Below are 12,554 nucleotides of genomic sequence, written 5' to 3' on the forward strand. Positions count from 1 at the left end.
TATCCTTTCTTTGCAAAAACAAAATTTTGAATTATCTCAACGTAGAAAATATATCGAAATCGTACGGCGAACTTAATCTGTTCGAAGACCTTTCTTTTAGTATTCATAAAGATCAAAAAATAGCATTTGTTGCCAAAAATGGTACCGGAAAAACGTCTATTTTAAATATTCTTTCAGGAAAAGATTCCCCCGATACGGGGCAAATCATTTATCGAAAAGGACTGCGAACCACCTTTTTATCGCAAGAACCTGTTTTAGATCAAACCCTGACGATTGAGGAAACAATTTTTAATTCGGACAATCCGATTTTAAAAGTCATCAACACCTACCATGCAGCACTTGAAAATCCAGAGGACAGCAATCTCTATCAAACAGCTTTTGATGATATGGAGCGCTACCAAGCTTGGGATTTTGAAACCCAATACACACAAATCCTTTTCAAGTTAAAACTTGAAAATTTAAACCAAAAAGTGAGTGAACTTTCTGGAGGACAGCAAAAACGTTTGGCATTGGCCAATACCCTTTTAAGCAAACCCGATTTACTTATTTTAGATGAGCCGACAAACCATTTGGATTTAGAAATGATTGAGTGGTTGGAATCGTTTTTTGCGAAGGAAAACATCACCCTATTTATGGTTACGCATGACCGGTACTTTTTAGAGCGCGTTTGTTCCGAAATTATCGAATTAGACGAAGGCTGTATTTACAATTATAAAGGAAATTACTCTTACTACCTCGAGAAAAAAGAAGAGCGTATTGAGCGTGAAGCGATTGAAACTAATAAATCCAAACAACTCTTTAAAAAAGAACTCGGGTGGATGCGTCGTCAGCCAAAAGCACGTACGACCAAATCTAAATCCAGAATCGATGATTTTTATGAAATAAAAGAACGTGCCAACAAACGTCGAAACGATCATGAAGTTCAGTTGGAAATCAACATGGAACGCTTGGGAAGTAAGATTTTAGAGATTTACAAAGTCTCTAAAGCGTTTGAGGAAAAAGTCATTTTAGACAAATTTGAATACGTATTTCAACGTGGAGAACGGATTGGAATTATTGGTAAAAATGGGACAGGAAAATCGACGTTTTTGAACATGATTACTGGGGGGTTAAAGCCCGATAGTGGTAAAATCATTCAAGGAGAAACCATCAAGTTTGGCTATTATACACAAGATGGAATCAAAGCGAAACCAATGCAAAAGGTCATTGATGTGGTTCGTGAATTTGGGGAATACATCCCTCTGATGAAAGGCAAGCAAATTAGTGCCCAACAATTGCTTGAACGCTTTTTATTCAGTCGAAAAAAACAATATGATTTTGTAGAAAAACTGAGTGGCGGCGAACGAAAACGTCTGTATTTATGTACGGTATTGATTCAAAATCCTAACTTTCTAATTCTCGATGAGCCGACCAATGATTTAGACATTGTTACGCTGAATGTTTTGGAAAACTTCTTACTCGATTTTCCGGGCTGTCTGTTAGTGGTTTCGCATGACCGTTATTTTATGGATAAAATTGTCGATCATTTATTTGTGTTTCGTGGCGAAGGTATGGTGGAAGATTTCCCTGGAAATTATTCCGATTTCAGAACTTATGAAGACAGTACGCCTGTGGCGGCAGAGCCCAAAAAAATAACAGCTTCAAAGGTTTCTACAGAGGGTCAATCCGAAGCTAAATTAAGTTTTAACGAACAAAAAGAACTCAAAAATCTAGAGAGCAAATTGAAATCACTTGAGTTTGACAAAAAAGAATTGGAAGCTAAATTCCTCGTTCCAGAGATTGATATGGACACTATCGGAGCGCTTTCTGACGAATTGAAAATCTTAAATGATGTAATAGAAGAAAAAGAACTAAGGTGGTTAGAGTTAAATGAAAAACTAAATTGAACCGACTGTTATCATATATTAAATTTTTGTGGTACTCCAAAAATCAACATGGCGTCCACTCCCCTTTTGTGTTTGGTTTGCTTACCAACTGTTTTTATGACCACACAAACTACAATATTTATCAACAGCTTTCTTCAAAGGATTCAAAGTCAAAGTTCTTAATACGCTTAGGCGCTTATTTTAAGTTTGAGAACTGTTTTGTCCCTGACACCATTGATCCAAAATTTAAACATGCCTTAAATCTGGTACAAAACATATCTACATTCAAAACGATTGACGATTTAATCAATAAAAAGCAAGAAGTTTTAAAAACTCCTTGTTTGATTTATCTCGATTTAAAAACCATTGAATTGCACTCGATATCTGTCTTGTTTCAAATTTACGACAGAGATTCCTTGATCCTTATCCCTTCCATACGGGGAACTAAAACCAGATTTGAACACTGGAATCAGTTAAAATCTCAGTCGGAAGTGTCTGTGTCTATTGACGCCTTTTATTGGGGACTGTTGTTTTTTAGAACCGAACAACCCAAAGAACATTTCACAATAAGGCTCTAATTACTTGGTGATTGAAATATTACTTTTAACTTTATAGCTCAAAATAACGTATGAAAATCTACACAAAAACAGGAGATAAAGGAACCACGGGACTTGTTGGAGGCACCCGAATACCAAAGCATGATTTGAGAATAGATTGCTACGGCACCGTCGATGAGTTGAACTCCTACCTTGGTTTGATCCGCGATCAGGCGATTTCAAAGGACAGCAAAACAACACTCATTAAAATACAAAACCAATTGTTTATCATTGGTTCTCTTTTGGCAACCGATCCAGAGAAACTGAAGGATGAATCTAAAAGAAAACGTCTCGGAATCACTTTTCTAGAAGCGGATGCCATTGCATTTTTAGAAACCGAAATTGATGCGATGAATTTGGCATTGCCTCCAATGACCCATTTTATTTTGCCCGGAGGTCATCAAACCGTGTCATTCTGTCATATTGCACGCTGTATTTGTCGCCGTGCCGAGAGAAATGTCTCTAAACTCAACGCAGATCAGCCCACCCAACCCGAAGTACTTATTTATTTGAATCGCTTGTCGGACTTCATTTTTGTGTTGGCACGAAAATTGTCTAAAGAGTTAGAAGCGGAGGAAATCAAGTGGATTCCTAATAAACCCTCCTAAATTAGGAAGCCAATTATTACAAATCACTGTCTAACAATTTTTTAGTTTATCAGATGGTAATTAAACGTTCATAACTTTATTGAAGAAATAAATGCTTTTTTACTTGATTTTTTCATGTAAAAAATTATTTTTGCAAAAATTAAATATTTCAACACATGTATTGGACACTTGAACTTGCCTCTTACCTAAGTGACGCGCCTTGGCCCGCCACTAAAGATGAATTGATAGATTATTCTATAAGAACAGGAGCTCCACTAGAAGTTGTGGAAAACCTACAATCTATTGAAGATGAAGGGGATTCATACGACTCCATTCAAGAAATCTGGCCTGATTATCCATCAGATGAAGATTATCTTTGGAATGAAGATGAATATTAAAAAACTCAAAAATTATTTAAAAAAGTCTCAAATGAGGCTTTTTTTTTGCTTTATTTCACAAAGAAAATAACAACAAACTGTATCTTTGACTGTCTTTACAATTAAAGATTATTAAAATAAAACCCAAAAATGAGTTTACTGAATTCGGTACTAAAAGTATTCGTTGGAGATAAATCCAAACAAGACGTGAAGGCAATCATGCCAATCGTCCACAAAATAAAAACATTTGAAGCAGCCACTGCTGCCTTGAGTAACGATGCTCTAAGAGCGAAGACTCAAGAATTCAAATCGACGATCTCCGAGGCTTGCAAAGCACTTGAAGATAGCATCGCTACATTGTACGTTGAAGCAGACACCACGGAGGATATCGACCGAAAAGAAGAAATCTATCTGGAAATTGATGGTCTGAAAGATGAAGTATATGCACAAACGCAAGAAGTTTTAGATGCCATTCTTCCTGAAGCCTATTCTGTCATCAAAGAAACTGCCAAACGTTTTGTGAACAATCCACAAATTGAGGTGACTGCCAGTCCTTTTGACCGAGAACTTTCAGGGACTAAAGACTATGTCACTTTAAATGGCGAAAAAGCCTTTTGGGCCAATTCTTGGGATGCCGCTGGAAAACCGATCACTTGGGATATGGTGCACTACGACGTGCAGCTTATAGGCGGTGTCGCGATGCATCAAGGGAAAATTGCTGAGATGCACACAGGAGAAGGTAAAACACTCGTAGCAACGCTGCCAGTATATTTAAACGCGATCACAGGCAAAGGAGTTCACTTGGTAACGGTGAATGATTACTTAGCAAAAAGAGACAGTGCGTGGATGGCACCCATTTTTCAATTCCATGGGTTGAGTATTGATTGTATCGATTACCACCAACCGAATTCTCAAGAACGTAAAAACGCTTACAATGCCGATATTACTTACGGTACGAATAACGAATTTGGATTTGATTACCTAAGAGATAATATGGCGCATACGCCCGATGATCTTGTGCAACGTCCACCCCATTATGCGATTGTCGATGAAATTGATTCTGTTTTAATTGATGATGCCCGAACACCCTTGATTATTTCAGGGCCCATTCCTCAAGGCGATCGTCATGAATTTGTAGAGTTAAAACCAAAAGTAGAAGACATTGTTAGCGTTCAACGAAAATACCTTACAGGGGTGTTAGTGGATGCTAAAAAAATGATTGCTGCTGGAGAGACCAAAGAAGGTGGATTCCAGTTGTTACGTGTTTTTAGAGGAATTCCAAAAAACAAAGCATTAATTAAATTTTTAAGTGAAGAAGGAATCAGACAACTCCTTCAAAAAACGGAGAATTTCTATATGCAAGACAACAATAGAGAAATGCCCAAAGTGGATGAAGAACTCTATTATGTGATTGATGAGAAAAACAATCAGATTGAATTGTCTGATAAAGGCGTCGAATACCTTTCTGGAAAAGACAACCCTGACTTTTTTGTGATGCCTGAAATTGGCATGGAAATTTCAAAAATTGAAACTCAAAATCTTCCGACTGAAAAAGAAGCCGAACTCAAAGAAGAATTGTTTAGAGAGTTTGGAATCAAATCGGAACGCATTCATACGCTCAATCAACTTTTAAAAGCCTATGCCCTCTTTGAAAAAGACATTCAATATGTGGTGATGGAAAATAAAGTCATGATTGTGGATGAGCAAACCGGTCGTATTATGGACGGGCGTCGTTACAGTGATGGATTGCACCAAGCGATTGAAGCTAAGGAAAATGTAAAAATTGAAGCGGCAACACAAACCTTTGCGACAGTAACCTTACAGAATTACTTTAGAATGTACCGCAAGCTGTCTGGAATGACAGGTACAGCGGTGACAGAAGCAGGTGAATTTTGGGAGATTTATAAATTGGATGTGATCGAAATTCCGACCAACCGTCCGATTGCAAGAGACGATCGCGAAGATTTAGTGTATAAAACCAAACGTGAAAAATACAATGCCGTTATTGATGAAGTGACGACCTTATCAAAAGCAGGACGTCCGGTATTGATTGGAACAACGAATGTAGAAATTAGTGAGTTGTTAGGAAAAATGTTGAGCATACGCAAAATTCCTCACAACGTCTTAAATGCAAAATTGCATAAAAAAGAAGCGGATATTGTGGCAGAAGCGGGACAGCCCGGACAAGTGACCATTGCCACCAACATGGCAGGTCGTGGAACGGATATCAAATTGTCTGAAGAAGTGAAGGCCGCAGGCGGATTGGCGATTGTAGGTACGGAGCGTCACGATTCGCGACGTGTGGACAGACAGTTACGTGGACGTGCAGGACGTCAAGGAGATCCTGGAAGCTCACAATTTTATGTGTCTTTAGAAGACAATCTAATGCGTCTTTTTGGAAGCGAACGCATTGCCAAAATGATGGACCGTATGGGTCTTGAAGAAGGCGAAGTGATTCAGCATTCCATGATTTCTAAGTCTATTGAGCGTGCTCAGAAAAAAGTAGAGGAAAATCAATTTGGAGTGCGTAAGCGTCTATTGGAATATGATGATGTGATGAACTCTCAGCGTGAAGTGGTGTACAAACGTCGCTACAACGCCTTGTTTGGAGAACGTCTTCGGGTCGATTTGGCGAATATGATTTATGACACGTCTGAAATTATTACAGAGGAGAATAAAGCCAACAACGATTATAAAAACTTTGAGTTTGAACTGATTCGTTATTTCTCAATGAGTTCGCCTGTGACGGCGGATGAGTTCTCAAGCATGACAGCTCTAGACATTGCAGGAACGGTATATAAAAATGCCTTTCAACATTACATTTCCAAAATGGAGCGCAATGCAGAGTTGGCATTCCCAGTGATTCAAAATGTATATGAGACACAGCGCGATAAATTCAAGCGTATTGTGGTGCCTTTTACCGATGGTGTAAAATCCTTACAGGTGATCACCGATCTTGAAAAAGCCTATCAAACCAACGGAAAACAGTTGGTAACGGATTTTGAGAAAAACATTTCGTTAGCGATTATTGACGATGCTTGGAAAACTCATTTACGAAAAATGGACGAGTTGAAACAATCGGTACAATTGGCGGTACACGAACAAAAAGATCCTTTATTGATTTATAAATTTGAGTCGTTTGAACTGTTTAAGTCCATGATTGACCAAGTGAATAAAGAGGTGATTTCCTTCTTATTTAAAGGAGAAATTCCACAAGAAACGGCTAATGTGATTCAAGAAGCAAAAACACGCCGACGTGAGAAAACACAAACCTCTAAAGAGAACATCCAAAACTTAGACGAGCGTTCTGCGGAATCAAGAGCGGCTGGGAATACGCAACGTCAACCACAAGTGGTGGAAACGATTACGAGGGACCAACCCAAAATTGGACGTAACGATCGTGTGACCATTAAGCACGTGATGAGTGGCGAGAAAAAAACTACGAAATACAAGCAAGCAGAACCACTGATTGCCAAAGGAGAATGGGTGCTGATCGATGAGTAAGCAGCCTTAACTTACAGAACTGAATTGTTAAAATCACGTGTATCTTTGGATGTACGTGATTTTTTTTATAACATTACAACAGATTTTAATCCCCAGATCTGAATCTTCATAAGCAGCTTAACCGAATGTAAGCGATTTTTTTATTTGAATTTTAGATGCGGGGGCAAGCAAGATGTTTGCGCTAAAATCAGTTACGTATAATAACAACTAAAACATTGTGTTATCCCGGGATATATATCCGTTAATACACCCTTTTGTTGACATATAACGAGTTATGTGCAAGCTGAAAAAAATACGTGCTTAACATTAAATTTTATGCATATATTTAAATTGGGCAAATTTGAAAGTATAATAATTCGATATTTTCTTGATAAAATTAGAATCTAAATATGAAATTAAAAAAAGTAAATGTAAACGTAACGGGCACTTTTAATGTGACCTTAAGTAATGAAAATGGAGAAATAACTCTTAATTCAGTTGGAGAAATCTCAAGTATAGAACTTGATGGCAACACATCATATAATATTTCTGGAAAAGTTAGTTCTGTTGGAAATATCGTGATTAATTATAATTTATCAGGAAAAGTTAGCTCTATCGGAAACCTTGTAATTAATTATAATTTGTCAGGAAAAATAAGTTCTATTGGAAATATTCCGGTTAATTACAACTTATCAGGAAAAGTTAGTTCGATTGGCAATGTAACTATTGGATATAATTTATCAGGAAAGGTTAGTTCAATTGGAAATAATATAATCGGTTATAATTTGTCAGGAAAAGTTAGTTCTGGAAACAGAACAGTTAAAATAAATGATATAAGCTTTTCTTTAAAAGGTGGCTATTAATTAACCAATAATTTATAACGAGCGTAAAAGACTATGGAAGTAAAAGAATTATACGATTTAGTAACTAAAGATTTTGACGATAAAATACCTCTTGAAAATATTCATCCACTTCATAAAGCTATGCTTGAAGAATGTTGTGAAAACGCTTTGAATAATCCTCAAAAAGTTGAGTCACAAGACACATTAAAATATGCGGTGCAAATAGCATTTTTTACTTGTATAGAAACTTTACGTGGCACATTGAAAGCTGGACTTGAATTTGCAGACACAGTAAATCTAAATTATAGAAATCAAAGCTTTACTATCACAAAGGATTCACCTTTTCTAAAAGATTAAATAATGCCTAAAAAAGGAGTTTTTATAATTGAGAGCCTAGAATTTAGGGATGAAAAACTTGACCGTTATGAAGGTAAATTTCTTTCAAGAATTTTAAAGTTAGGAGGTGTGAAAACGCAATATTATTATATTCGGACTTCACAGGAATTGGAAGAAGTCCTGAAAATTTTTAAAGAAACAGAATATAGGTATCTTCATTTCTCATGTCATGGGAGTGAAGAATCTATTGAGACAACCTTAAATTCTATCGATTTTGATTTATTTTCTGAATTTGTAACACCAGTTTTAGACTATAAACGATTATTCATATCTGCTTGCTCTTCTGTAAACAAAAATTTAGCAAAGGAATTATTTCCATTTTGTAAATGTTATTCATTAATTGGATTTGAAAACGATGTTTCTTTTAATGATGCTGCAATAACTTGGGCGTCTTTTTATCATTTGATTCTAAAAAATGACAAGATGAGATATGATAAAATAAGCCCAATATTGGAATCAATTTCAAAATTATATTCTATACCAATAAATTACTTTCAAGCGAGTCAATCTGCAAAAAGAGGATTTCGATTGAAGAGATTTACTGGAAATTAATAAAAGCCAGCACATAACAACGTATATAATTCAGCGTGGCTGAACTAAAAGCATCAACAATTTTGCTTAACTTAGACAAAGTAAATTATATGAATAAAACGTAAACGTAGCTTCGCTTGCCTATCTGATTCTCACGCAGCACAGCTGCTGCCAAATCACTCGCAAGCCAATCTACCAAACACGCCAAATCATATACAAAACCGTTGGGAGTAATTTGAGAAAACCGAAATGTTAGACAAATACGATAAGCAAGTATTATTTGAATATCTATGGAAAACCATCAATTTCTTTTACGGAATTATGATAATACTTTCTGTTTTGGTTGGGATAAGAACTTTACTCTATCTATTGGGCGGAATTCCTAAAGAAGAAACAAGCACAAGCGGAGCCATAATTGTAATAGCGTTTATAGTTATTTATGTAATATTCAGAAATCTGACAAAACCATACTTTCTAAAAAAAATGAATAAAGACTAAATTGATTTTATGAATTCCGATATTATAAACATAAAAGCTAAACTGACTTTATACCCCCGCTGGTGCGCGAATCCATTCGCGTTCCGAAAAAGTTTAAAAAACCCAGCTCCGAAAAGTTTGACTCCGTCGAATCTATGATTTCTAAACTTCGCGGAACATAAAAAGTAAATAGAAGAACTGAAAAAGTAAACATAAATTTTTTAAATAGTAACTTTTAAGTTACCTTTGTCCAGATGAAAAAAGTCAGAGAAGTAATTGCTTATAAAAATTATTTTGAGGATTTCTTGCTAGCACAACCAAATAAGGTACAAGACAAGATCTACAAAGTGATTGAAATAATCGAAACCTACGAACGAGTTCCTTCAAATTATCTCAAAGCAATTACAGGAACAAAAGGACTTTATGAAGCCCGAATTAAGTTGGGAACAAATATTTGGCGTGTGTTTTGTTTTTTCGATAAGGGAAGGCTTGTAATTCTTTTAAACGGATTCATTAAGAAAACACAAAAGACCCCAAAAAATGAAATTGAAAAAGCAGTTAATTTAATGAAATCTTATTATACAGATGAGAACAAAAAGAAATAAAATGGAAACCAAACCTTGGAAAAAAATTAAAGATTCTGTTTACGGAGAAAAAGGAACGGAACGCAGAGATGAACTCGATAGGGATTTTGAATCTTTTAAAATTGGGTTACTCTTAAGAAACGCTCGAGAAGAAAAGAATCTAACGCAAGAACAACTTGGTTCCTTGGTTGACAAAAAACGAACTTATATTTCTAGAGTCGAAAATAACGGAAGCAATCTGACCTTAAAAACATTGTTTGACATTGTTGAAAAAGGACTAGGCGGAAAAGTAAATATTTCAATTGAGGTTTAAAAAATAAACATATCGCTGCAATAGAATTAAAAAACACTTAAAGAAACCATCTTACCTAGTCAACGTACTCAAGGATATCTCCTGGTTGACAATCCAAGGCCACACAAATAGCATTGAGTGTTGAGAATCGAATGGCTTTGACCTTCCCTTGCTTTAATATGGACAGGTTCACAGTGGACACACCCACTTTTTCAGAAAGCTCTTTTAACTTTAATTTTCGTTTGGCTAGTACCACATCTAAGTTTACTATGATAGACATATTTATAAATTTAAATGGTTAATGAACTTTCGATTTCATTTAAGAGGGCATTATAATTTTCTTCGTTTTTCCCCCAAGAATAGAGTTGAAAAAGCGTTGAAGAACAAAACTTCAAGATTGTTTGATTTTCAATCGTTTCAAAATTTATATACAAATTCTCGCCCCAAGATTTGAATGTGATGGTTGAAATTGCTAAAATCTCAAAGGTGTTTTTATCTGTATCCACTAGTTTAAATTTTGAATTATCAATGACCTCAATCATTTTTTCAAACATCAGTTCTTTTGGAATGTCAAAGGTCTTTTCGAACCGCGCTTTTGTGGTCAATAGATTGTATGGGCTTGTAAAGTAGTTCTTATACAAAAGTGATTTTCTAATGATCAGATTGAACACAAAAAAAACGACCATTGGAATGATAATGAGTATCTGAACAGGAGAGTCAGGTTTTAGATAGTAGGTGCTTAAACCTGAAATAAGTATAATCAGGATTGCTACCAAGATATGTTTTAATATTTTCATGAGAAGTGTTTTATTATTGGGTGCAAATTTAATTAAAAAATAATGATATACAATTATTTATTAACGTTTATCATTAATTTATTTATGATATAAACAAATATGTTGTTTTCATTGTTAGGTAAGTCTTAATAAAGATGGTTTAAGTCATTAAAATAGGGGTTCATAATTATTAAAATCACGTATATTTTTGGATATCCATGATTTTTTTTATAAGTTTAACATTGATTCAGACCCAAGTCTAAATCTTCATAAGCGATTTGACCAGTCGTAAGATATTATTTTATTGTAAATAACATTGGATTAATCGGGGTACTTATACTTTATTGGGATTGTCACACCTAATGTTCTGACATAGATACATTTACAACCATTAAATAAACAAAATGAAAAAAATAACATTCTTACTTTTTATTGGAGTAACAACATTTGGATATTCTCAAAGATTATACAAAGCGGTAGAGAAAGGAGATATTGAAAAAGTTAAATCTCTTATTAAAAAAAATGCAGATATTTCTAAGTACAATAAAAAGGGACTTTTCCCTTTGTGGAGGGCAACAGCCGATAACAACTATGAAATATCCGAATTATTAATAAAAAATGGTGCTGATGTAAATCAAGTTAATAAAGTAAAACCTGGCAACTCTACTCCTATTGAATACCCATGTCAAGAAGGTTATATTGAAATAGTAAAACTCTTAGTAAGAAATGGTGCTGATATTAACTTTAAAGGATATCTAGATTTCACTCCTATAAGAGTAGCTTCAAGAAATGGTCATTTTGAAATTGTAAAATACTTAGCAGAAAATGGAGCAGAAATAGACATAAAAGCTAGCGATGGGGCTACTCCTCTTGAACATGCTGCATCTAAAGGACATTACGAAATATCAAAGTACTTAATAGAACAAGGAGCTAATGTAAATAGTAAAGACAAGGACGGTGATTTTTCTCTTGGCGAGGCTGCAAAAAGAGGTTATCTAGATATCATTCAACTTTTAATAGACAATGGAGCTGACATCACATTAAAGAATAAAGAAAAGAAAAATGCTTATGATTTAGCAAAGGAAAGAGGGCAAAAGAAAGCAGTAGAATTGATTAAAATAGAAATGGATAAAAAATGAAAAAAACATATTTAATCATTCTGATTTCAACTTTAACCCATTTCACATATTCCCAAGATATTTCTTACGGAGTTTTATTAGGTGGTAATTTTTACCAATCTGACAACAATAATGGGGGAAACCAACTTGTTACAGAAAACAATAAATTTATATCAACTTTAAATCTAGGGGTCTATTTTGAATATGGTATAAATGATAATATTGGAATTAAATCCGAACTAACTCTCAATAAAAAGAAGGTAATCTACCATAAATTTGATATCGATTTTGAATTTGAATTTATTGAGTTTAGCCCTAGTTTTAAATATGACTTTGGAGTGGATTACAAAAAAAGTTTTTATATGACTTTAGGACCTCGATTCTCTTTGATCTCAAAAACCAAATACGATTATGAGGATGTTTTTGAAAAATTAAATATTGGCATACAATTAGGCTTAGGACATCGATTAATGCGTTTTATTGACTTTCAAGCTAAAATAGACTATGGAATCACTCCCTATTTCAAGCTAGACAATGGTAACAAAAGTAAATTTTTCGGAGCTTATTTATCATTATTCATTGATCTTTCCGAATTGATTAATTATTAAGCTAAATACAAATTAATCCATG

General features: G+C 34.7%; 14 protein-coding genes. 12 read left to right on the forward strand and 2 right to left on the reverse strand.

What is annotated here, in order from left to right:
* Nucleotides 1-26: 26 nt before the first annotated feature.
* The 10 genes from FORMB_RS01045 to FORMB_RS01095 all read left to right on the forward strand — a co-directional run bounded on the left by FORMB_RS01045 (nt 27) and on the right by FORMB_RS01095 (nt 10,051).
* On the forward strand, nt 27-1,886 hold the full coding sequence (locus FORMB_RS01045; RefSeq protein WP_069675691.1) for an ABC-F family ATP-binding cassette domain-containing protein: 1,860 nt from the start codon (nt 27-29) through the stop codon (nt 1,884-1,886).
* A 26-nt stretch (nt 1,887-1,912) separates the two neighbouring features.
* Complete coding sequence (locus FORMB_RS13210; protein ID WP_069675692.1) at nt 1,913-2,443, forward strand: hypothetical protein; 531 nt, start codon at nt 1,913-1,915, stop codon at nt 2,441-2,443.
* A gap of 50 nt (nt 2,444-2,493) precedes the next feature.
* Nucleotides 2,494-3,069: a cob(I)yrinic acid a,c-diamide adenosyltransferase gene (locus tag FORMB_RS01055; protein WP_069675693.1), complete on the forward strand. Its 576-nt coding sequence runs from the start codon at nt 2,494-2,496 to the stop codon at nt 3,067-3,069.
* 155 nt (nt 3,070-3,224) lie between these two features.
* Entirely contained in the window at nt 3,225-3,446 is a 222-nt protein-coding gene (locus FORMB_RS01060) for a DUF2795 domain-containing protein (protein WP_069675694.1), read from the forward strand.
* 129 nt (nt 3,447-3,575) lie between these two features.
* Nucleotides 3,576-6,929 (forward strand): preprotein translocase subunit SecA, encoded by a 3,354-nt coding sequence (gene secA / locus FORMB_RS01065; RefSeq protein ID WP_069675695.1) that lies wholly within the window; start codon nt 3,576-3,578, stop codon nt 6,927-6,929.
* 389 nt (nt 6,930-7,318) lie between these two features.
* Nucleotides 7,319-7,771: a hypothetical protein gene (locus FORMB_RS01070; RefSeq protein WP_069675696.1), complete on the forward strand. Its 453-nt coding sequence runs from the start codon at nt 7,319-7,321 to the stop codon at nt 7,769-7,771.
* A 33-nt stretch (nt 7,772-7,804) separates the two neighbouring features.
* Nucleotides 7,805-8,107: a hypothetical protein gene (locus FORMB_RS01075; protein ID WP_069675697.1), complete on the forward strand. Its 303-nt coding sequence runs from the start codon at nt 7,805-7,807 to the stop codon at nt 8,105-8,107.
* A gap of 3 nt (nt 8,108-8,110) precedes the next feature.
* Entirely contained in the window at nt 8,111-8,698 is a 588-nt protein-coding gene (locus FORMB_RS01080; RefSeq protein WP_069675698.1) for a hypothetical protein, read from the forward strand.
* Nucleotides 8,699-9,408: 710 nt separating this feature from the next.
* On the forward strand, nt 9,409-9,759 hold the full coding sequence (locus FORMB_RS01090; protein WP_069675700.1) for a type II toxin-antitoxin system RelE/ParE family toxin: 351 nt from the start codon (nt 9,409-9,411) through the stop codon (nt 9,757-9,759).
* Between the two features lies 1 nt (nt 9,760).
* Complete coding sequence (locus FORMB_RS01095) at nt 9,761-10,051, forward strand: helix-turn-helix domain-containing protein (protein WP_069677851.1); 291 nt, start codon at nt 9,761-9,763, stop codon at nt 10,049-10,051.
* Between the two features lie 55 nt (nt 10,052-10,106).
* Here the strand turns inward: FORMB_RS01095 and FORMB_RS01100 are convergent, their stop codons facing one another.
* Both FORMB_RS01100 and FORMB_RS01105 read right to left on the reverse strand, forming a co-directional pair.
* Nucleotides 10,107-10,310 (reverse strand): helix-turn-helix domain-containing protein, encoded by a 204-nt coding sequence (locus tag FORMB_RS01100; RefSeq protein WP_069675701.1) that lies wholly within the window; start codon nt 10,308-10,310, stop codon nt 10,107-10,109.
* Nucleotides 10,311-10,320: 10 nt separating this feature from the next.
* The gene (locus FORMB_RS01105) at nt 10,321-10,827 is read right to left on the reverse strand and encodes a hypothetical protein (RefSeq protein ID WP_069675702.1); all 507 of its coding nucleotides are present in this window, start codon (nt 10,825-10,827) and stop codon (nt 10,321-10,323) included.
* A 383-nt stretch (nt 10,828-11,210) separates the two neighbouring features.
* Here FORMB_RS01105 and FORMB_RS01110 point away from each other — a divergent pair, with 383 nt between their 5' ends.
* Nucleotides 11,211-11,945: an ankyrin repeat domain-containing protein gene (locus FORMB_RS01110; RefSeq protein ID WP_069675703.1), complete on the forward strand. Its 735-nt coding sequence runs from the start codon at nt 11,211-11,213 to the stop codon at nt 11,943-11,945.
* A complete protein-coding gene (locus tag FORMB_RS01115; RefSeq protein ID WP_069675704.1) occupies nt 11,942-12,532 on the forward strand; it encodes an outer membrane beta-barrel protein in 591 nt (196 codons plus the stop codon). The genes FORMB_RS01110 and FORMB_RS01115 overlap by 4 nt, the downstream gene beginning before the upstream one ends.
* The last annotated feature ends 22 nt before the right edge of the window (nt 12,533-12,554 follow it).

This window comes from Formosa sp. Hel1_33_131 (genome assembly GCF_001735745.1).
Classification (GTDB): domain Bacteria; phylum Bacteroidota; class Bacteroidia; order Flavobacteriales; family Flavobacteriaceae; genus Hel1-33-131.

Bases quoted from the DNA above. Each gene is read 5' to 3' on its own strand.
- FORMB_RS01055 (WP_069675693.1), top strand. From the start codon at position 2,494: ATGAAAATCTACACAAAAACAGGAGATAAAGGAACCACGGGACTTGTT.
- FORMB_RS01060 (WP_069675694.1), top strand. From the start codon at position 3,225: ATGTATTGGACACTTGAACTTGCCTCTTACCTAAGTGACGCGCCTTGG.
- secA (WP_069675695.1), top strand. From the start codon at position 3,576: ATGAGTTTACTGAATTCGGTACTAAAAGTATTCGTTGGAGATAAATCC.
- FORMB_RS01070 (WP_069675696.1), top strand. From the start codon at position 7,319: ATGAAATTAAAAAAAGTAAATGTAAACGTAACGGGCACTTTTAATGTG.
- FORMB_RS01075 (WP_069675697.1), top strand. From the start codon at position 7,805: ATGGAAGTAAAAGAATTATACGATTTAGTAACTAAAGATTTTGACGAT.
- FORMB_RS01080 (WP_069675698.1), top strand. From the start codon at position 8,111: ATGCCTAAAAAAGGAGTTTTTATAATTGAGAGCCTAGAATTTAGGGAT.
- FORMB_RS01090 (WP_069675700.1), top strand. From the start codon at position 9,409: ATGAAAAAAGTCAGAGAAGTAATTGCTTATAAAAATTATTTTGAGGAT.
- FORMB_RS01095 (WP_069677851.1), top strand. From the start codon at position 9,761: ATGGAAACCAAACCTTGGAAAAAAATTAAAGATTCTGTTTACGGAGAA.
- FORMB_RS01100 (WP_069675701.1), bottom strand. From the start codon at position 10,310: ATGTCTATCATAGTAAACTTAGATGTGGTACTAGCCAAACGAAAATTA.
- FORMB_RS01105 (WP_069675702.1), bottom strand. From the start codon at position 10,827: ATGAAAATATTAAAACATATCTTGGTAGCAATCCTGATTATACTTATT.
- FORMB_RS01110 (WP_069675703.1), top strand. From the start codon at position 11,211: ATGAAAAAAATAACATTCTTACTTTTTATTGGAGTAACAACATTTGGA.
- FORMB_RS01115 (WP_069675704.1), top strand. From the start codon at position 11,942: ATGAAAAAAACATATTTAATCATTCTGATTTCAACTTTAACCCATTTC.